Annotated in this window: 20 protein-coding genes and 1 tRNA gene; 8 read left to right on the forward strand and 13 right to left on the reverse strand. The window is 72.8% G+C overall.

Going from position 1 to position 19729, the window contains the following annotated elements; genetic code table 11:
- Positions 1–302 precede the first annotated feature (302 nt).
- The 7 genes from ACGF3H_RS12960 to ACGF3H_RS12990 form a co-directional block, all read right to left on the reverse strand.
- Positions 303–2231, reverse strand: coding sequence for an NAD-binding protein (locus tag ACGF3H_RS12960; RefSeq protein ID WP_362490495.1), 1929 nt, complete (start codon positions 2229–2231; stop codon positions 303–305).
- Between the two features lie 299 nt (positions 2232–2530).
- Positions 2531–3592, reverse strand: coding sequence for a helix-turn-helix domain-containing protein (locus tag ACGF3H_RS12965; RefSeq protein ID WP_362490103.1), 1062 nt, complete (start codon positions 3590–3592; stop codon positions 2531–2533).
- Between the two features lie 92 nt (positions 3593–3684).
- A complete protein-coding gene (locus ACGF3H_RS12970; RefSeq protein ID WP_362490106.1) occupies positions 3685–3975 on the reverse strand; it encodes a zinc-ribbon domain-containing protein in 291 nt (96 codons plus the stop codon).
- A 108-nt stretch (positions 3976–4083) separates the two neighbouring features.
- Positions 4084–4296: a helix-turn-helix transcriptional regulator gene (locus ACGF3H_RS12975; protein ID WP_362490109.1), complete on the reverse strand. Its 213-nt coding sequence runs from the start codon at positions 4294–4296 to the stop codon at positions 4084–4086.
- Positions 4296–4793 (reverse strand): DUF2975 domain-containing protein, encoded by a 498-nt coding sequence (locus tag ACGF3H_RS12980; protein ID WP_362490112.1) that lies wholly within the window; start codon positions 4791–4793, stop codon positions 4296–4298. The genes ACGF3H_RS12975 and ACGF3H_RS12980 overlap by 1 nt, the downstream gene beginning before the upstream one ends.
- A gap of 131 nt (positions 4794–4924) precedes the next feature.
- Complete coding sequence (gene argG / locus ACGF3H_RS12985; RefSeq protein WP_351020590.1) at positions 4925–6370, reverse strand: argininosuccinate synthase; 1446 nt, start codon at positions 6368–6370, stop codon at positions 4925–4927.
- A gap of 142 nt (positions 6371–6512) precedes the next feature.
- On the reverse strand, positions 6513–6866 hold the full coding sequence (locus ACGF3H_RS12990) for a VOC family protein (RefSeq protein ID WP_362490116.1): 354 nt from the start codon (positions 6864–6866) through the stop codon (positions 6513–6515).
- Between the two features lie 171 nt (positions 6867–7037).
- On the opposite strand from ACGF3H_RS12990, the gene ACGF3H_RS12995 reads away from it, so the two are divergent.
- Complete coding sequence (locus ACGF3H_RS12995) at positions 7038–7826, forward strand: methyltransferase domain-containing protein (RefSeq protein ID WP_362490119.1); 789 nt, start codon at positions 7038–7040, stop codon at positions 7824–7826.
- A 64-nt stretch (positions 7827–7890) separates the two neighbouring features.
- Here ACGF3H_RS12995 and ACGF3H_RS13000 read toward each other — a convergent pair.
- The 3 genes from ACGF3H_RS13000 to ACGF3H_RS13010 all read right to left on the reverse strand — a co-directional run bounded on the left by ACGF3H_RS13000 (position 7891) and on the right by ACGF3H_RS13010 (position 9771).
- Positions 7891–7964, reverse strand: a tRNA-Pro gene (locus ACGF3H_RS13000).
- Positions 7965–8031: 67 nt separating this feature from the next.
- Positions 8032–8781 carry a Pr6Pr family membrane protein gene (locus ACGF3H_RS13005; protein WP_362490122.1) on the reverse strand — a complete coding sequence of 250 codons (750 nt, stop codon included), beginning with the start codon at positions 8779–8781 and terminating at the stop codon, positions 8032–8034.
- A 54-nt stretch (positions 8782–8835) separates the two neighbouring features.
- A complete protein-coding gene (locus ACGF3H_RS13010; protein WP_362490125.1) occupies positions 8836–9771 on the reverse strand; it encodes a metallophosphoesterase in 936 nt (311 codons plus the stop codon).
- 109 nt (positions 9772–9880) lie between these two features.
- On the opposite strand from ACGF3H_RS13010, the gene ACGF3H_RS13015 reads away from it, so the two are divergent.
- On the forward strand, positions 9881–10345 hold the full coding sequence (locus ACGF3H_RS13015; RefSeq protein WP_189229972.1) for a GatB/YqeY domain-containing protein: 465 nt from the start codon (positions 9881–9883) through the stop codon (positions 10343–10345).
- A 73-nt stretch (positions 10346–10418) separates the two neighbouring features.
- Here ACGF3H_RS13015 and ACGF3H_RS13020 read toward each other — a convergent pair whose 3' ends face one another.
- Entirely contained in the window at positions 10419–12683 is a 2265-nt protein-coding gene (locus ACGF3H_RS13020) for a transglycosylase domain-containing protein (RefSeq protein WP_362490128.1), read from the reverse strand.
- A gap of 460 nt (positions 12684–13143) precedes the next feature.
- Here ACGF3H_RS13020 and wblA point away from each other — a divergent pair, with 460 nt between their 5' ends.
- Positions 13144–13482 (forward strand): transcriptional regulator WblA, encoded by a 339-nt coding sequence (wblA, locus tag ACGF3H_RS13025; protein ID WP_188185285.1) that lies wholly within the window; start codon positions 13144–13146, stop codon positions 13480–13482.
- Positions 13483–13548: 66 nt separating this feature from the next.
- On the opposite strand, the gene ACGF3H_RS13030 is transcribed toward wblA, so the two are convergent.
- Both ACGF3H_RS13030 and ACGF3H_RS13035 read right to left on the reverse strand, forming a co-directional pair.
- The gene (locus ACGF3H_RS13030) at positions 13549–14916 is read right to left on the reverse strand and encodes an ArsA-related P-loop ATPase (RefSeq protein ID WP_362490132.1); all 1368 of its coding nucleotides are present in this window, start codon (positions 14914–14916) and stop codon (positions 13549–13551) included.
- On the reverse strand, positions 14913–15890 hold the full coding sequence (locus ACGF3H_RS13035) for an ArsA-related P-loop ATPase (protein ID WP_362490135.1): 978 nt from the start codon (positions 15888–15890) through the stop codon (positions 14913–14915). The genes ACGF3H_RS13030 and ACGF3H_RS13035 overlap by 4 nt, the downstream gene beginning before the upstream one ends.
- 106 nt (positions 15891–15996) lie before the next feature.
- Here ACGF3H_RS13035 and ACGF3H_RS13040 point away from each other — a divergent pair, with 106 nt between their 5' ends.
- The 5 genes from ACGF3H_RS13040 (at position 15997) to ACGF3H_RS13060 (ending at position 19729) form a co-directional block, all read left to right on the forward strand.
- Entirely contained in the window at positions 15997–16158 is a 162-nt protein-coding gene (locus ACGF3H_RS13040; protein ID WP_003975360.1) for a DUF4177 domain-containing protein, read from the forward strand.
- The gene (locus ACGF3H_RS13045) at positions 16155–16622 is read left to right on the forward strand and encodes a RidA family protein (protein WP_362490138.1); all 468 of its coding nucleotides are present in this window, start codon (positions 16155–16157) and stop codon (positions 16620–16622) included. The genes ACGF3H_RS13040 and ACGF3H_RS13045 overlap by 4 nt, the downstream gene beginning before the upstream one ends.
- A gap of 280 nt (positions 16623–16902) precedes the next feature.
- Positions 16903–17913, forward strand: a complete 1011-nt coding sequence (locus tag ACGF3H_RS13050) for an alpha/beta hydrolase (protein WP_362490141.1) — start codon at positions 16903–16905, stop codon at positions 17911–17913.
- Positions 17914–17972: 59 nt separating this feature from the next.
- Entirely contained in the window at positions 17973–18890 is a 918-nt protein-coding gene (locus tag ACGF3H_RS13055) for an NUDIX hydrolase (protein WP_362490143.1), read from the forward strand.
- The gene (locus tag ACGF3H_RS13060; protein ID WP_362490145.1) at positions 18887–19729 is read left to right on the forward strand and encodes an MBL fold metallo-hydrolase; all 843 of its coding nucleotides are present in this window, start codon (positions 18887–18889) and stop codon (positions 19727–19729) included. The genes ACGF3H_RS13055 and ACGF3H_RS13060 overlap by 4 nt, the downstream gene beginning before the upstream one ends.

The raw sequence follows: 19729 nt of genomic DNA on the forward strand, positions 1-19729 counted from the left end.
CCGGCTGGGGTGCGGGTTCTTGGCCGAGCGGTTCGGCTGGGGTGCGGGTTCTTGGCCGAGCGGTTCGGCTGGGGTGCGGGTTCTTGGCCGAGCGGTCCGGCCGGGGTGCGGCTTCTCGGCCGACCGGGCCGGCCTGGCGCGTGATTTCTTGGCCGACCGAGTGGGCCTGAGGCTTGGCATCCTGGCCCACCGGGGCGGGCCCGGGGCGTCGCTTCTTGGCTGGCCGAGTCGGGTGGTGGGTGGGCGTAGGCCGGGGGTCCAGGGGGCGGAGCCCCCTGGCGGGGTTGCGAGGGGCGGCGCCCCTACAACCCCGCCCCCTGCCGCGACCGCCGCCCGAGCAACTCGGCCAGCCCCCGCCGCGTCGCCGCCAGCACCACCCGATCCTCACCCCGCAGGACATACGTGTCGGGCATCCCCCACACCAACCGCGCCCCCCGGCCCCCCTCCGCACCGGCACCGACACCCGCACCGGCACCCGCAACCGCACCCGCACCAGCCCCCGCACCGCCCCCCACCCCGTCGGAGACCTCCCGCGCCACCACCCGCCACGCCCCCGCCCGGAATGCCTCCCCGACCGTCTTCCCCTCCAGCTGCGGATGCCCCGCCACCCGCACCGCCGCGAACAGCAGCACCCGCCGCTCCACGGGAATCGCCCCCAGGATCTGACGCCCCATCATCGCCCCGGCGAACGCGGGCGCGGCCAGGTGGGTCACGCTGCGGCTGCGGGTCAGCGCCCCCGGGTGCGCGGCGCGCAGGGTGCGGTAGACGGCGGTCGCGAAGTCGTCGTCGTACAGGCGCAGCACCACCCGCAGATCGGGCCGCACGGACCGCCCGTACAGCACCGCCTCCAGGTTCGTCGTGTCGACGCTGGTCAGCGCGAGCAGCGAGTGCGCGCGGTGGATCTTGGCCGCCTCCAGGACGCCCTCCTGCGTGACGTCCCCGAGCACCACCGGCACCCGCAGCCGCCGCGCGGTCGCCATGCCGCGTGCCTCCGGGTCGCCCTCGACGCACACGACGGGGATGTCCATCTCCCGCAGCCGGGTCAGCACCCGCGTGCCGATCTTGCCGAGGCCCAGCAGGACGACGTGCCCGCCGAGCCCGCGCGGCGGCTTGCGCAGGCTGGAGGCGCTGCGGAAGGTCCCCAGGGCCTCCAGCACGGCGGCCAGCAGCACCGGCAGCAACAGCAAACCCACGAAGCCCGAGAGCAGTTGGAGGACCTGTTCCCCGGAGTCCTTGTTGTGGGCGGGCTCGTTGATGGCGAACAGGTCGAGCAGCGTCACGTACGTCGCGTGCAGCGGATGGTCGCCGGTGACCACCATGAGCGCCACGGCGAGCCCGATCACACAGGCCACGAGCCCGGCCAGCGACCACCGCAGCCGCCGCGAGAACAGCGAGGCGAACGGCGGCACCCCCGCCCGCCCGGCGGGCAGTGACGGGCCCGAGTACGACACCTGCTCCAGGACGACGGTGCCGCGGCCGGTCGCCGCCCGCACCGCCGCCGCGTCGGGCAGCAGCTGCGGCCCCTGCTCGCCGCTGCCCTCCGAACCGTCCGCACCGGCGGGATCGTTGCTCGTCGCGGACAGCAGGGCCAGCGTGCACAGCCCGGGGTCGGCGACCTCACCGGCGCGGGGCGGCCGGCGCTCCACCGCGCGCAGCAGCAGCCCGTCCGTCTGGACGACCTTGCTGGTGCCGACGAGCGCGGTCGCCGCGAGGGCGGGCGCCGCCGTGTCGGCGTCGGAGAGCACGGTCGTGGAGGCCTCGACGCCGTCCGGTCCGGCGGGACGCCCGTCGCCGGCCGCGAGGGCGGCACTCTGGTCGAGGAGGGCCTCGATGTGCTGGCCGAGCCGCCGGTTGTACAGGCGCAGCACGAGTCGCAGCCGTGGATTGAGCCGACGGGCGGTCAGGGCGGCGCGGATGTTGGTCTCGTCGTCGTCGTAGACGAGGGCGAGTGCGGCGGCCCGGTCCACGTCGGCCTCCGCGAGGACGTCCTCGGCCGGCTCGGCGGCCTCCAGCGTCCGCCCGGTGCTGCCCGCGTCGCCGTTGCCCGTCCGGTTGACGGCCGCGTTGAAGCGGTCCAGCAGTGCCGCCGAGGCCGCGCGGGCCCGGCCCACCACCGGCTGGCGTACCCGGCGCCCGGAGGGCGGGACGACGAGCGTGACCTGCTCGCCGTAGACCCCGCGCAGTTCGGCGGCGAGCCGGTGCGCCAGCCCGTCGTCGCCGCACACCACCATGTGCGCGGACGTGTCTCCGGGCGCACCGCCCGGCGGAACCTGGTTCGGAACGCTCACCACACCGGACAAGACTGCCGGTGCGGTGCGGCCGGTTCCAGTGCGTGAGCGCGGCATGGAAGAGGCGGGAAGATTGCCGGGCCCCGGAAGTGACGGGCCGTCACCGTCCGTGTGACGATGCGTCTCACCGAAGCTCAGCGACGGGTGGGAGGGGGACGGCACGCAGGGCCCGGTCTCCGGACCGGGTGCCACGGGGGACGTGCCGCCCGCCCTGTCGCTGGTCTTCGGGCCTTCGCTTCCGGTCAGATCTCCTCGGTGGGCCAGCCCAGCAGCCGGGCCCCGATGACCGCGGTCTGCAGCGTGTAGCGGTGCACGGGGTCGGCGGGGTTCGCCCCGGTCAGCTGGTGGATGCGGTCCAGCCGGTAGGTCAGCGCCCGCACGCTGAGCGCGAGGCGCCGCGCGGCCTCGGCCGCGGTGCACCCGGCGTCGAAGTACACCTCCAGGGTCCGCAGCAGCGGCTCGGCACCGCCCCGGGCGTCGCGCAGGGGGCCCAGCACGCTCAGGACGAGGTCGGCCATGGCCTGCCGGTCGCGGGTGAGCACCGGGTAGACCAGCAGGTCGGCGGCGCGCACCACGGGCTCGTCGAGTTCCAGGCGTGCGGCGAGTTCGAGGGTGCTGAGCGCCTCCTCGTAGCTGTGCACCACGCCGCCCGCACCGGCCCGGGGCCGGCCGATGGCCACCCGGCTGCCCTCGGTGGCGGCGTAGGCCTGCTTGGCGAAGAAGGCGAGGACGTCGTCCTGGTCGCCGGGGGCGATGCAGATGAGCCGGCCGTTCTTGGTGGCGATGAGGATCCGCCGGTCGCCGAAGCGGGAGACGAGCGCGGTCTCCACGAGCCGGGTGACGGGGGCGGTGTCGTCGTACGCCGCGGGCCCCTCGGCCACCGCCACGGCGTGGGCCCGGGACAGCACCAGGCCGAAACGTTCCGCCCGCTCGGCGAGCCGTCCCAGGTCGCTGCGCCCGTAGAGCAGGTCGTCGATGAACTCCCGCCGCGCGGCCTCCTCCTGCCGTACCGCGTGCCGCTGGGCGCGCTCGTACCCCTCGGCGAACGCGTCGACGGCCTGGGCGACGGCCCCGAGCACGCTGTCGGTCGTGCCGGCGCTCCCCGCCCCGCCCGGCCAGCAGCTGCGCGTGGCGTCCAGGTGTCCCTGGACGAGGGTGCGCAGGCTGTGGCCCTCTTCCGCGGCCTGTTCGCCGAGCCGCCGCCGCTGCTCCAGCTCGTCGCGGTTCAGCCGGCGTCCCGTGCCGGCGACCTGCGCGAGGATCTCCGCGTACCCGGTCAGGTACGCCTCCTGCCGTTCCCCCACTCCGCCCTCCCCTGCCGGTCACGCCCGGTGCGCGGGGTCCGGCAGCGAAAGGGTAGTCAGGGCTGCCGGAACCCGGCAACGGGGACGGGCGCCTAGGACTGGTACGGCTGCTGCTGCGGCTGCCCGTACGCCGGCCCGCCCTGGCCGCCCGCGCTCTGGGCCAGGAGCTGGTCGGCCTGCTCCTTGGTCACCTGCTGCTCGGCGCCGCAGAAGGTGCACTGGAGCGCGTACTTCGTGGAGAAGGGGAAGAGCGGCACGAAGAACAGGGTGAACTTGACGACGCGCTTCCTGAGCGTGTGCGCGGCGGGCGTGTTGCAGGAGCGGCAGACCAGCGTCAGTATCGCGAGCTGGTAGAGGTATCCCTTGGTGCCGAAGATGATCACGGGGCGGTCCTTCCCGGGTGGGTGCCTGTGGGCAAGGAGATCTTCTCCCAGGGTGCGCCCGGACAGCCGCCGAGGGCCACTGGGGACGGCCCCGCCCACGCACCTTCGCTACGCGTCCCCGGTCTCCCAGCGCAGCAGGTCGCCGGGCTGGCACTCGAGCGCCTCGCAGAGCGCGGCGAGGGTCGCGAAGCGTACGGCCTTGGCGCGGCCGTTCTTGAGGACCGCCAGGTTGGCGGGGGTGATGCCGACGCGTTCCGCGAGCTCGCCCACGGACATCTTGCGCTTGGCCAGCATCACGTCGATGTCGACCGCGATCGGCATCAGATCACCTCGGCCAGCTCGGCCTGCATCCGCGACGCCTCGACGTCCCGGGCGACGGCCTGGGCGAGGAGCATCCGCAGCACGAGGACGGTCAGCGCGACGCCAAGCACCGCGACGGCGGCCCCGCCCAGCAGCAGGACGACGCCCGGGGCGACGGCCTCGCCCGGTGCCAGGACGACCCCGAGCGCGAACACCAGGAGCGCGGCCGCCACGAAGGCGCCGATCACGATGTGCACGTAGCGGAAGGCGCCGGGGGAGAACACCGTCCCGCGTCGCACCATCGTCACCAGCCGCCACACGCAGACCAGGACGACCTGAGCCGCCACGACGCCCAGGACGACGATCACGAGCACCGGGGTCCGTGCGGCCACCAGGTCCGGGCCGGCTCCGCCGAAGTCCTTCGCCAGCAGCGGCACCATCACCGCCTGGACGAACACCGAACCGGCGAGCAGCACCCCGATCACGGCCCGCAGCGCGAGCACGGTCAGCTTTCCCATCACCCCTCCATCCATCGACCGACGATGAAAAGCTATCGAAAAACGATAGGTGCGGCAAGGTGGCGGGCGAACGACGAGGGGCCGGGCCGACGCCTCGAAGGCGTCGGCCCGGCCCCTCGGCCGTGCGGCGGTCAGTCGGTGCCGGACTCCATCGCGGCACGGTCCAGCAGCTCGTCCTCACCGGAGACCTCGCCGCGGGAGGCGATGGCCTCGGCGCCGCCCTCGGGCATGGCGCCGATCAGCCCGGTCGCCGCCGCCTGCGCGGCACCGATGGCCGGGTTGGCGGTGCCGATCAGGCCGAGACCGGCGTACTGCTCGAGCTTGGCGCGCGAGTCGGCGATGTCGAGGTTGCGCATGGTGAGCTGGCCGATCCGGTCCACCGGGCCGAACGCGGAGTCCTCGGTGCGCTCCATCGACAGCTTGTCCGGGTGGTAGCTGAACGCCGGGCCCGTGGTGTCGAGGATCGAGTAGTCCTCACCGCGCCGCAGCCGCAGGGTGACCTCGCCGGTGACGGCCGAGCCGACCCAGCGCTGCAGCGACTCGCGGATCATCAGCGACTGCGGGTCCAGCCAGCGGCCCTCGTACATCAGCCGGCCGAGCCGCCGGCCCTCGGTGTGGTACTGGGCGAGGGTGTCCTCGTTGTGGATCGCGTTGACGAGGCGCTCGTACGCCGCGTGCAGCAGGGCCATGCCGGGTGCCTCGTAGATGCCGCGGCTCTTGGCCTCGATGATCCGGTTCTCGATCTGGTCGGACATGCCCATGCCGTGGCGGCCGCCGATGGCGTTGGCCTCCATCACCAGGTCGACGGGGGAGGCGAACTCCTTGCCGTTGACCGTCACCGGGCGGCCCTGGTCGAAGCCGATGGTCACGTCCTCGGCGGCGATCTCGACCGACGGGTCCCAGAACCGCACGCCCATGATGGGCTCCACGGTCTCCACGCCGGTGTCGAGGTGCTCCAGGGTCTTGGCCTCGTGGGTGGCGCCCCAGATGTTGGCGTCGGTGGAGTACGCCTTCTCCGTGCTGTCCCGGTAGGGCAGGCCGTGGGCGAGCAGCCACTCCGACATTTCCTTGCGGCCGCCCAGCTCGGTCACGAAGTCCGCGTCGAGCCAGGGCTTGTAGATCCGCAGGTGCGGGTTGGCGAGCAGGCCGTAGCGGTAGAACCGCTCGATGTCGTTGCCCTTGAACGTCGAGCCGTCGCCCCAGATCTGGACGTCGTCCTCGAGCATGGCGCGCACCAGCAGCGTGCCGGTGACGGCGCGGCCGAGCGGCGTGGTGTTGAAGTACGCCCGCCCGCCCGAGCGGATGTGGAACGCACCGCAGGTCAGCGCGGCCAGTCCCTCCTCGACCAGTGCCGCACGGCAGTCGACCAGACGCGCGATCTCGGCGCCGTAGGTCTTCGCACGGCCGGGCACCGAGGCGATGTCGGGCTCGTCGTACTGACCGATGTCAGCGGTGTAGGTGCACGGCACGGCGCCCTTGTCGCGCATCCACGCGACCGCGACGGAGGTGTCGAGGCCGCCGGAGAAGGCGATACCGACGCGCTCACCGGTGGGCAGGGAGGTGAGGACTTTGGACATGGAAAAAGTATGCATCACTTCGCATGGTCATGCAACCCATGCATGAGCGACCGGCCCACCGACAAGGCCGGTCCCCCTGGGTGCGCGGCCTGTCGGTGCGCCACCGGCACACGGTGGGGGTGGATGAGCCTGAGGAAGCCCCCTACTGGGCCCGGCGGCCGAGGATGCAGAACTCGTTGCCCTCGGGATCGGCCAGGACGACCCACGACTGTTCACCCTGGCCGATGTCGACACGCTGTGCGCCGAGAGCGACGAGACGGGCCACCTCTGCGTCCTGGTCGTCCGGCACGAAGTCGAGGTGCAGCCGGCTCTTGGCCTTCTTGGGCTCGTCGAGCAGCACGAACTCCAGCCCCGGCGCCTGCCCCGACTCCGGGCGTATCGCGAACTCCACCTCGGAGGTGTGCACGACGACCCACCCGAGGGCCTCGGCCCACCACCGCCCCAGCGCCGCCGGGTCCTGGGAGTGGACGATGACGTTCTGCCATTTCAAGGTCATGACCGGAGCTTAGGCTCCGCCGGCCCCGCGGAGCAGGTGCTTTCCGGCGCGGCGCCGGCGGGCGGGGCGGCCGGCCCGGGCGGCGGCCGGCCCTCCCCGGACGCATGCTGGACCCAGGGCCGCCGGGAAGGGTGCCGCCCCGGGAGGACGTGCGGGAGAAGGTGACCGCCCATGTGGGCCGACGGCGAGGCGTACGAGCCGTACATCGGGCGATGGAGCCGGCGGGTCGCGGACGCGTTCGTGCGCGGGCTTGACGTGCCGACCGGAGCGAGATGGTGGGACGTCGGCTGCGGCACCGGCGCGGTGACCCGGACGGTGCTGGAGACCGCGGCGCCCGAGCGGGTGGTCGGCATCGACCCGTCCGACAGCTACCTGCGGTACGCGCGACGGAACATCACCGACCCGCGAGCCGCTTTCGCACGCGCCGACGCCATGAGACTGCCCGTCAGGGACGGGGCCGCGTCCGTCGCGGTCAGCGGCCTGGTCCTGAACTTCGTCCCGGACCCCGGCCGCGCGGTCGCCGAGATGCTCCGTGCCGTCCGCCCCGGAGGCACGGTCGGCGTCTACGTCTGGGACCACGTCCAGGGCGGCATGGAGATCATCCGCCGTTTCTGGGACGCCGCCGTGGCGCTGGAGGACGACGCCGCGCCGTTGAGCGAGGCCGTCCGTTTCCCCCTGTGCGCACCGGAACCCCTGCGCGGTGTGCTGCGCGACGCAGGACTCACCGACGTCCGGGTCGAGGCCATCCCGGTCCCGGCCCGCTTCGCGGACTTCGCGGACTACTGGGGGCCGTTCGAAGGCGGTCAGGGCCCGGCACCGTCGTACCTGGCCTCGCTGCCGAGCACCCGGAGGGACCGGCTGCGGGACTACCTGCAGTCGACGCTCCCCGAGGCGGCCGACGGCTCGATCACCCTGACCGCCCGCGCCTGGAGCGCCAGGGGCAGACGTCCTGTCCACTGAGGGACCACAAGGGAAAGGGGCCTGACCCGCTTTCGCGGATCAGGCCCCTGACCGGTGTTCACTGTCGGGGTGGCGGGATTTGAACCCACGACCTCTTCGTCCCGAACGAAGCGCGCTACCAAGCTGCGCCACACCCCGATTGTCGCTGCTCGTCGCGGCGACGTCGTTTACTTTAGCCCACCCGCGCCCGGACACGAAATCGGGTTTACCAGCGGCGGCGCAGCGGGTCAGGGCGGATGTGGTCCAGGGCCACGAGGAGGACGGCCAGGGCGTAGACGGCGAGGCCCAGGAGGAGGGCGTTGCCCAGGACGCCCTTGTAGCCGTGCTGGTCGACGTCGAGGAAGGGGTAGAGGTAGCGGCCCTCGGTGCCGGGGAGGAGGAGCTCGCCGCGGGCCAGGGAGAAGCCCAGGTAGGCCAGGGGGTAGAGGAGCCACGTGACGGCCTGGCGCAGGTGCAGGTGGCGGGGGCGGGTGAGCAGGAGCCAGTCCAGGGCCGCGGCGGCCGGCGTGACCGTGCACATGAGCTGGACGGCGACGGCGCGCCACCCCGTGCCGCCGGCGTCGGCCACGGCGAACGGGCTCGCGGCGTCGGCCAGGAGCAGGTGGTGCACGAGGCCGGCGACGACGGCGTAGAGCAGCGCCGCGCCCGTCAGGCCGCCGGACACGGGGCGCCCGGCGGACCAGGCGCGGCGGGCCGAGACGGCCATGACCAGGGCCAGCAGGATGCTGCTCTGCACCGAGAAGTGGCTCAGGGCCCGGAGGGCCGGACCGCCGAGGGTCAGCTCGAGCGCCGCGCCGGTCAGGGCCAGCAGCGCGGTGAGCAGGCGGAAGCCGGCGACCAGCGGGCGCCGGACCGGGGTCAGGACCGCGCTCGCCGGGACCGGTGAGGGCAGGAGTCTGGGCGGGCGCGGGACCGCGGGCAGGTCCGGGATGTCCCTGGGTATCGGAGCTGTCATGGCCTCACGCTAGGGAGGCCGGACATATCGGACCATACGGGTGGTCCGACCGGGTTACCTCCGCTGCTCGCGCCCCACCAGCGTCAGCAGCGTCGCCTCCGGCGGGCAGGCGAAGCGGACGGGGGTGTAGCGGTTGGTGCCGCAGCCCGCCGACACGTGGAGGTAGGCCGTGCGGCCCTCGGCCGTGTGCCTGGACAGGCCCTTCACGCGGTCCGTGTCCAGGTCGCAGTTGGTGACCAGCGCGCCGTAGAAGGGGATGCACAGCTGGCCGCCGTGGGTGTGGCCGGCGAGGACCAGGGGGTAGCCGTCCCCGGCGAAGGAGTCGAGGACGCGCAGGTAGGGCGCGTGGACCACGCCCATCGAGAAGTCGGCCGCCCCCGACGGGCCGCCCGCCACCTCCGCGTACCGGTCCCGCTTGATGTGCGGGTCGTCGAGGCCGGTCAGCTCGACCGACACCCCCTCGACCTTCAGCGTGCCGCGCGTGTTCGTGAGGTTCTGCCAGCCCGCCGCGTCGAAACCGTCCCGCAGGTCCTCCCACGGGTTGTGGACGGCGCCGACGGCGGGCGCGTTGCCGTTCAGACCGTGGCGTCCCTGGACCTTCTCGATCAGGTACCGGGCGGGGTTGCGGAGCTTGGGGCCGTAGTAGTCGTTGGAGCCGAAGACGTACGCGCCCGGGAACTCCATCAGGGGGCCCAGCGCGTCCAGCGTCTCCGGGACGCCCTCCGGGTCGGACAGGTTGTCGCCCGTGTTGATCACGAAGTCGGGGCGCAGCCCGGCCAGCGAGCGCAGCCAGCGCTGCTTCTTGCGCTGGCCGCCGACCATGTGGATGTCGGAGACCTGGAGCACGCGCAGCGGGCGCATCCCGGAGGGCAGGACGGGGACGGTCACCCGTCGGAGGCGGAAGGAGCGGGCCTCGAAGCCCGCCGCGTAGGCCAGACCGGCGGCGCCGACCGCCGTGATTCCCAGGGGTACTCCGTATCGCGCGCGCATACCCCCATCGTGTCAGAAGCGGCGGCCGGGGCCGACCGTGCGGGGACTCGTCATGGGGTCCCGGAAATCGGCGGGCGTCCTTCCTGTCGCACCTGCGACAATCGCACCCATGACCACGCTCAAGTCGAAGCTGCACGACGACCTCAACGCCGCGATCAAGGAGCGAGACGAGCTCCGCTCCTCGACGCTCCGGCTGACGCTCGCCGCGATCACCAAGGAGGAGGTCGCGGGGAAGGAGAAGCGGGAGCTCTCCGACGACGAGGTGCAGAAGGTGATCACCCGCGAGGCGAAGAAGCGCCGCGAGGCCGCCGACGCCTTCGCCCAGGGCGGCCGCCCCGAGCAGGCCGAGCGGGAGAAGGCGGAGGGTGAGGTGCTCGCCGCGTACCTGCCCAAGCAGCTGTCCGACGACGAGCTGAACGCGATCGTCGCCCAGGCCGTCGAGGAGGCCAAGGCGGCCGGCGCCGAGGGGCCGCGGGCCATGGGCGCCGTCATGAAGATCGTGAACCCGAAGGTGGCCGGGCAGGCCGAGGGCGGCCGGGTCGCCGCCGCGGTCAAGAAGCTGCTGGCCGGCTGACCCGAGGCCACGCGCACCGACGGCCCCCTTCCCGGTGAGGAAGGGGGCCGTCGCCGCGAGCGGGGTGCGGGTCTCAGTCGCGCCGGCCGCCGGGGCCGTTCCCGCCGTTGCCCTGGCCCTGGAAGAGGTCGCCCCAGGCGCCTCCCGGGAAGCCGCCGTCGCCGCCGGTGTCGCCGCCGCCGTCGCCGTTGTTCCCGTCGTTCCGGCCGCCGCCGTCGCCCTTGTCCCTGTCCTTGTCCTTGTCCTTGTCCGTGTCCTTGCCCTTGTCGGCGTCGGGGATGTCGATGATGTTGAAGCCGGGAGCGGGCTTGCCCTCCAGCGCGCCGGACATCATGTCCCGCCAGATCGGGCCGGGGACCGCGCCGCCGAAGACCTTGTCGTACGGGACGCCGCCGATGGTGATGTTCACCATCTGCCGGTCGTGCTTCGGGTCACCGACCCACACGGCGCCGGCGAGGTTGGGGGTGTAGCCCACGAACCAGGCGGCGTAGCGCTCGTCGGTCGTACCGGTCTTGCCCGCGCTCGCCCGGCTGCCGAGGCCGGCCTGCGTACCCGTGCCGTCCTCGACGACGCCCTTGAGGAGCGTGTTGACGGTGTCGGCCGTGGTCTCGGACATGGCGCGCGAGCACGTGGACTTCGGGACCTCCAGCGACTTGTTCTTGTTGCCGATCCGCTGGCTGATCGACTCGATGGCGACCGGCGTGCAGTACATGCCGCGCGAGGCGAAGGTCGCGTAGGCGCTCGCCATGGTCAGCGGGGAGACCTCGGTGACGCCGAGGGCGATGGACGGGGTCTGCTCGAGCTTCTTGCCGTTGGCGCGCGCGACGCCCATCTTCTCGGCCAGCTGCGTCACCGGGCAGACGCCGATGTCGCTGATCATCTGCACGTAGTAGGTGTTGACCGACTTGGCGGTCGCTTCCTTCATGTCGTACGGGCCGACCTCGGTCTCGTTCTCGTTGGTCAGCTCGACGCCCGGCTCGTTCCACGACTTGCCGTCGCAGGCCGCGACCGGGGCCGGGTAGTCCATCTTGTACGGCGAGGAGTACGTCTTCGTCGCCGGCATCCCGCCCTCGAGGGCCGCCGCGGCCACGATCGGCTTGAACGTCGAGCCCGGCTGGAAGCCCGCGCCGCCGCCCATGGCCTGGTCCACCGACAGGTTGAGCGTCGTCTCGTGCTGCTTGACGTCGACGCCGTACGGACGGGACTGGCCCATCGCGACGATCTTGCCGGTGCCGGGCTGGACGATGGTCGCGGCGGTCGCCACGTCGTCGCCCGAGTTGACGTGGTCCTTGATCGACTGCTGCACCGACTTCTGGGCCTGCGGGTCCAGGGTCGTGCGGATGGTGAGGCCGCCCTGGTTCCAGACCTTGGCCCGGGCCTCCTTGGTCTTGCCGAAGACCGGGTCGCTCAGGAAGACGGAACGCACGTAGTCGCAGAAGAAGCTCGCGCCCTTCACGGCCGTGATGCAGCCGTTCTTGGGCCGGCTGACCTTCAGCTCCAGCGGCGCCTTCTGGGCCTTGTCCGCCTCCGCCCGCGAGATGTCGCCGACCTCGGCCATGCGCGCCAGCACCACGTTGCGCCGCTTGACGGCCTCGGCCTCGTCGTTGACCGGGTCGTAGCGGGTGGGCGACTGGACGATGCCGGCCAGGAGGGCGGACTCCTGGAGGTTGAGGTCCTTGGCGCTCTTGGAGAAGTACCGCTGGGCGGCCGCCTCGACGCCGTAGGCCTGCTGGCCGAAGAAGGTGATGTTGAGGTAGTTCTCGAGGATCTTCTTCTTGCCCAGCTCCTCCTCGACCTGGATCGCGAACTTCAGCTCGCGGATCTTGCGGCCGATGGTCTGCTGGGTGGCCTGCGCGACCTTCGTCGGGTCGTCACCGGCCTCCTCGACGAAGACGTTCTTGACGTACTGCTGCGTGAGCGTGGACGCGCCCTCGGAGACCCCGCCGCTGCGGGCGTTCTTGTTGAGCGCGCGCAGCACGCCCTTCAGGTCGACCGCGCCGTGCTGGTAGAAGCGCGAGTCCTCGATGGCGACGATCGCCTTCTGCATGTACGGCGAGATGTCCTTCAGGCCGACCACCGTGCGGTCGCGCGAGTAGACGGAGGCGATGGTGCCGCCCTCGGAGTCGAGGATCGTGGTGCGCTGGCTCAGCGGGGGAGTCTTCAGGTTGGCCGGGAGTTCGTCGAAACTCTCCACCGAACCCTTGGCGGCCAGCCCCAGCGCGCCCACGGCCGGCAGCGCGATGCCGGCCAGGACGGCTCCCGCGAGCACACTGACACCGAGGAACTTGGCGGCCTGCTGCGTTGGCGACAGACCACCGCCCGAGCGCTTCTTTGGCATGGAGGCAGCCTACGTTCTCATTCGCCGGACACGCGTATATGCCTTGGCCTAAGCTGCACTCAACTGTCACAGCAGTGAGGCCACGTATCAATACGTCCGGCGACCCCGAATCGTTCCGGACCCGCTCGACTTTCTTCCGAGAGGCCCCGCTGGGGGGCGCGTTGGCGTGTGCGAGCGCGTGCCACGGCGTGGGGGATGCGTGTCCGTATCCACCTTGTGTGTCACCGGGTGTCCGTTGTGGCGCCATGGAGTTGACCCGAATGCCGGGATCGTCACGCATGTCGCCAGCTCACTCCCCCGGGTGATCTGCCGCTTACGCATAGTCCGTTCGGGCCATTCAAGATTGGGCCCGAAGGGGGTGTTGCGCTGTGCCCACCTTCCGTAACGTCCTCAACTGGCGGCGGTGAATATGCCGCTGCCGCCGTGGGGGAGCCTCGATTCGGGAGAGGACGGCGCCGGTATGGGCTGGGTAACCGACTGGAGTGCGCAGGCCGCCTGCCGCACTACCGATCCGGACGAACTGTTCGTTCAGGGAGCAGCGCAGAACAGGGCCAAGGCGGTGTGCACCGGGTGTCCGGTGCGGACCGAATGCCTGGCCGACGCGCTCGACAACCGCGTCGAGTTCGGCGTGTGGGGAGGCATGACGGAGCGGGAGCGCCGCGCACTGCTGCGCCGGCGGCCCACCGTGACCTCCTGGCGCCGACTGCTGGAGACGGCGCGGACGGAGTACGAGCGAGGGGCCGGCATCGTGCCCCTCGACGACGACGAGGTCTACGAGAACTACGCGGCCGTGGGCTGAGGCGGCCGGGGGTGCTCCTCGGAAGCGGACGCCCCGGTCGGGTCGGAGCACGGGCCGGCGCTCGGGTCAGGCGCCGGGCTCGGGCAGCTCGGGCCGGACCGTCGCGAGACGGTCCCCGATGTCCCGCAGCCCCGCGAGGTCGTGCACGTCGCCGGGCAGCGCGGCCACTTCGGTGACCGCCACCTCGGGATGACGCGCGGTGAAGCGGTCGCGCGTGCGCTGCTCGCGGGCCAGCAGGTGCATGCGCTCCGCGTGCAGCCTCAGCAGGCCCGCGGTGATCCGGTCGACGGATCGCTCCGGCGCGTCCGGAGCCTCGGGGGATGGATCGGCGGGGGCGTCGGTCTGGCTTCCGGCAAGGGCTCCGGCAGGGGACTGCGGGTCGATCGCGGCTGAACTGCCGTACGTGTCGGGAGAGTTACGAAGTCCAGCTTTCCCGTCGTCCTGATCCACAATGCGAGGATCCTCAAGATTTTCCGCGGCGTCGAGCGCCCGCTCGGCCGAGAGCCCGTCGGCACCGCTGCCGTGGACGCGGTTGAGCACCAGACCCGCGAGCGGCATGTCCTCGGCCGCCAGCCGTTCCACGAAGTACGCGGCCTCGCGCAGCGCGTCCCGCTCCGGGGCCGCGACCACCAGGAACGCCGTCCCTGGCGCCTGGAGCAGCTTGTACGTGGCGTCCGCGCGGGTACGAAAACCCCCGAACATGGAGTCCATCGCGGCCACGAAGGTCTGGACGTCCTTCAGGAACTGCCCGCCGAGCACCTTCCCCAGGACACCGGTCATCATCGACATGCCGACGTTCAGGAACTTCATGCCGGCCCGGCCGCCGACCTTCGCGGGGGCCAGCAGCACGCGGATCAGCTTGCCGTCCAGGAACGACCCGAGGCGCTTGGGCGCGTCCAGGAAGTCCAGCGCCGAACGGGACGGCGGCGTGTCGACGACGATGAGGTCCCACTCGTCCCGCGCCCGCAGCTGCCCCAGCTTCTCCATCGCCATGTACTCCTGCGTGCCCGCGAAGCCCGCCGAGAGCGACTGGTAGAAGGGGTTGCCCAGGATCGCGGCGGCCCGCTCCGGGTCCGCGTGCGCCTCGACGATCTCGTCGAAGGTGCGCTTCATGTCGAGCATCATGGCGTGCAGCTCACCGCCCGCCGAGTCGTCGACGCCCTTCACCCGGCGCGGAGTGTTGTCGAGGGAGTCGATGCCCATGGACTGGGCGAGCCGCCGGGCCGGGTCGATGGTGAGGACGACCACCTTGCGGCCCCGCTCGGCCGCGCGCAGTCCGAGGGCCGCCGCGGTGGTCGTCTTGCCGACGCCGCCCGAGCCGCAGCACACCACGATGCGCGTCCTCGGGTCCTCCAGCAGCGGATCGACGTCCAGCGCCCGCGCGGCGGCCAGACGGCGCCCGCCCTCTCCCCGCCGGTCCGGTTCCGGACTCATGCGATCCCCTGCTTCCGCAGCTCGTGGGCCAGTTCGTACAGGCCCGCCAGGTCCATTCCCTCGGCGAACAGCGGCAGTTCGTGCAGGGGCAGGTCCAGTGCGCCGAGGGCCGCCCGCTGCTCCTGCTCCAGCGCGTACCGCTCCGCGTACTCGTCGGCCTGCGCCAGCAGCGGGTCCACCAGCCGCTCGGCGTGCCCGCCCCGCCGCGCCCCGCCGAGCCCGGCCCCGGACAGGGACCGCGCGATCGCCGCGCGCGGTGTGCTCCGTACGAGGTCCAGGTCGGTCGCGTCCAGCAGCGAGGGGCGGACCATGTTCACGATGACCCGGCCCACCGGCAGCCGGGCCGCGCGCAGCTCTGCGATGCCGTCCGCGGTCTCCTGGACCGGCATCTCCTCCAGCAGCGTCACCAGGTGCACGGCGGTCTCCCGGGACTTCAGCACCCGCATCACGGCCTGCGCCTGATTGTGTATCGGGCCGACCTTGGCGAGCCCGGCGACCTCGTCGTTCACATTGAGGAAGCGCGTGATGCGCCCGGTGGGCGGCGCGTCCATGACGACGTAGTCGTACGCGAACCGCCCGCTCCTGTCCTTGCGCCGCACGGCCTCGCAGGCCTTGCCGGTCAGCAGGACGTCCCTGACCCCCGGCGCGATGGTGGTCGCGAAGTCGATCGCGCCGAGCTTCTTCAGGGCCCGTCCGGCGCTGCCCAGTTTGTAGAACATCTGGAGGTAGTCCAGAAGGGCCAGTTCGGGGTCGATGGCGAGGGCGTACACCTCCCCGCCCCCGGGAGCGACGGCGATCTTCCGCTCCTCATAAGGCAGCGCTTCGGTTTCGAAGAGCTGCGCGATGCCCTGGCGACCCTCGACCTCGACGAGAAGCGCGCGCTTCCCCTCGGTGGCCAAGGCCAGCGCGAGGGCCGCGGCCACCGTGGTCTTGCCGGTTCCGCCCTTGCCGCTGACGACCTGGAGCCTGCTCACGTATTCGAGCGTAACCAGTCCGCCCGCGTAGTACGCCGGTGGCCGTGGAGAACGTGGCCGCGGTCGGCCGTCTGCCGGGTCCCGGGCAGCGGCTAGAGTCGCCCACATGACCAAGTGGGAATACGCAACCGTGCCGCTGCTCGTCCATGCCACGAAGCAGATCCTGGACACCTGGGGCGAGGACGGCTGGGAGCTCGTCCAGGTCGTGCCCGGGCCGAACAACCCCGAGCAGCTCGTGGCCTACCTGAAGCGGGAGAAGCAGGCGTGAGCGCCGTCGAGGAGAAGCTGGCCGAGCTCGGCCTGACGCTGCCCGAGGTCGTCCCGCCGCTGGCCGCCTACCAGCCGGCCGTGCAGTCCGGCCCGTACGTCTACACCTCCGGCCAGCTGCCGATGGTGGACGGCAAGCTCCCCGTCAGCGGCAAGGTGGGCGGCGAGGTCACGCCGGAGGAGGCCAAGGACCTGGCGCGCACGTGCGCGCTGAACGCCCTGGCCGCGGTGAAGTCCGTCGCCGGTGACCTCGACCGCATCGCGCGCGTGGTCAAGGTCGTCGGTTTCGTCGCCTCGGCGACCGACTTCAACGGCCAGCCGGGCGTGGTCAACGGCGCCAGCGAGCTCCTCGGCGCGGTCCTGGGCGACAAGGGCGTGCACGCCCGCAGCGCGGTCGGCGTGGCGGTACTGCCGCTGGACGCGCCGGTGGAGGTCGAGATCCAGGTGGAGCTCACCCAGGCGTGACCCGCCGCGGCGGACGGACGGCGCCGAGGACGCAGGACGGTGAGACCGGGGGCCCGGGGCCCCGACCCCGCGCCGCCGGTACGGACGGTCGGCCGGGTGACCTGGGCCGCGCCGCCGGAACGGGCGGCCGGCCGGGTGGCCCGGTCCGTGTTGCCGGTACGGGCGGCCGACTGGGTGACCTGGGCCGTGTTGCCGGAACGGCAACAAGCCTGGTCCCTGCCCGAGCCGCCCTCGCAGGATGGTCGCCGGCGCCGTACCGACCGACCCGCCCGGAGGAGCCATGCAGCAGTCGCCCGTCCCCGTCCAGGCCCCCGTCCACCGGCTCGTGCCCTCACCGGCGGGCCGGACGCACCTCGTGGAGCAGGGCAGCGGGCCCCTGGTCCTGCTGGTCCACGGCTTCCCCGAGTCCTGGTACTCCTGGCGCCGCCAGCTCCCCGCACTGGCCGCCGCGGGCTTCCGCGCCGCCGCGATCGACGTACGCGGCTACGGGCGGTCCTCCCGGCCCGGCGCGGTGGACGCGTACCGGATGCTCGACCTGGTGGCGGACAACGCCGCCGTGGTGGAGGCGCTGGGCGAGCGCTCCGCGGTGATCGTCGGCCACGACTGGGGCGCGACGATCGCCGCCCACTCCGCGCTGCTGCGGCCCGACGTGTTCCGCGCGGTCGGCCTGCTCAGCGTGCCGTACACCCCGCCGGGCGGCCCGAAGCCCAGCGAGGCCTTCGCCGCCATGAGCGACCCCTCCGGGCCCTTCGCCGGGCAGGAGTTCTACGTCTCCTACTTCCAGGAGCCCGGCCGCGCCGAGGCGGAGATCGAGCCCGACGTACGGGGCTGGCTCGCCGGCTTCTACGCCGCCCTGTCCGCCGGGACGATGCCGGGGCCCCAGGCGCCCGACCCGCACTTCGTCGCCCCCGGCGGCAGGCTGCGCGACCGCTTCCCGGCCGACGGGCGGCTGCCGGCCTGGCTCACCGAGGAGGACCTGGACGTCTACGCGGGGGAGTTCGAGCGCACCGGCCTGACCGGCGCCCTCAACCGCTACCGCGCCATGGACCGCGACTGGGCGGACCTGACCGGCCACGCGGGTGCCCCGGTCACCCAGCCGTCCCTGTTCCTCGGCGGCGCCCTGGACGCCTCCACCACCTGGCTGTCCGACGCGATCGCCGCCTACCCGGCCACCCTGCCCGGCCTGACCGCCTCGCACCTCCTCGACGGCTGCGGCCACTGGCTCCAGCAGGAACGGCCCGAGGAGACGAACCGGCTGCTCACCGAATGGCTGGCCGGTCTGCCCGGCTGACGTCCGCCCGGCCCCGGGGGCCACTCGAACATCCGCCCGTCACCGGATAGCCTCCGGCCATGGCGAATGGGCAGGCGAATGGGCAGTGGTACCCCCCGGAGTGGCCGGACCGCATCCGCGCGCTGGCGGACGGCACGCTCACCCCGGTCACCCCGAGACGCGCGGCCACCGTCATGCTCCTCAAGGACACCGGCACCGGCACCGCCGTGCACATGCTGCGCCGCCGCGCCTCGATGGCCTTCGCCGGGGGCGCGTACGCGTACCCGGGCGGCGGCGTCGACCCGCGCGACGACGACCGTGACATCGGCTGGGCGGGCCCTCCGCGCGCGTGGTGGGCCGACCGGCTCGGCGTCGACGAGGCGGGCGCCCAGGCGATCGTCTGCGCGGCCGTACGGGAGACGTACGAGGAGGCGGGCGTCCTGCTCGCCGGCCCGACCCCCGGCTCGGTGGTCGGCGACACCACGGGTGAGGACTGGGAGGCCGACCGCGCGGCCCTGGTCGCCCGGGACCTGTCGTTCGCGGAGTTCCTGCACCGCAGGGGCCTCGTCCTCCGCTCCGACCTGCTCGGCGCCTGGGCCCGCTGGATCACCCCGGAGTTCGAGGCCCGGCGCTACGACACGTGGTTCTTCGTGGCCGCCCTTCCCGAGGGCCAGCGCACGCGCAACGCCTCCACGGAGGCCGACCGGACGGTGTGGATCACCCCGGCCGACGCGGCCGAGGGGTACGACAAGGGCGAGCTGCTGATGATGCCGCCGACCATCGCCACCCTGCGCGCGCTCGCGGAGTGCGGCACGGCGGCCGAGGCGCTCGCGTCGGCGCCGGACCGCGACATGACGCCCGTACTGGCCCGGGCGCGGCTGGTCGAGGGCGAGATCGAGCTCTCGTGGCCCGGTCACGACGAGTTCACCAAGCACGTCCCGGCCACCACGCCGGCGCCGGCCACACCTTCCGACCCGACCGGGGGAGCCCCCGCATGACGGACGCAGCAGCACTGCCCGGCCAGCCGCGCGGCGGGGTCCTCTCGGGGCCGGCCACCGCCCGCGCGGTGAACGTCCTCGCGCCCAACGCCTCCGCGATGACGCTGGACGGCACGAACACCTGGATCCTCGCCGAGCCCGACTCGGACCTGGCCGTCGTGGTCGACCCGGGCCCGCTGGACGACTCCCACCTGCGGAACGTCGTCGACACCGCCGAGCGGGCGGGCAAGCGCGTCGCCCTCACCCTGCTGACGCACGGTCACCCGGACCACGCGGAGGGCGCCGCGCGCTTCGCCGAGCTGACGGGCACGAACGTGCGGGCACTGGACCCGGCGCTGCGGCTGGGCGACGAGGGGCTGGCCGCGGGCGACGTGGTCACGGTCGGCGGCCTGGAGCTCAGGGTCGTACCGACCCCGGGGCACACCGCGGACTCCCTGTGCTTCCATCTCCCGGCCGACCGGGCGGTCCTTACGGGCGACACCGTCCTGGGCCGCGGCACGACGGTGGTGGCCCATCCCGACGGCCGTCTCGGCGACTACCTGGACTCGCTGCGCAGGCTCAGGTCGCTCACGGCCGACGACGGCGTGCACACGGTGCTGCCCGGCCACGGGCCGGTCCTGGACGACGCGCAGGGCGCCGTCGAGTTCTACCTCGCCCACCGCGCCCACCGCCTCGCCCAGGTCGAGACGGCGGTGGAGGACGGCTACCGGACGCCGGGCGAGGTCGTCGCCCACGTGTACGCGGACGTCGACCGCTCACTGTGGCCGGCGGCGGAGCTGTCGGTGCGGGCGCAGCTGGAGTACCTGGGCGAGCACGGGCTCATCCAGCTGCCCGACTGA

The organism is Streptomyces sp. NPDC048185 (assembly GCF_043202495.1).
GTDB lineage: Bacteria > Actinomycetota > Actinomycetes > Streptomycetales > Streptomycetaceae > Streptomyces.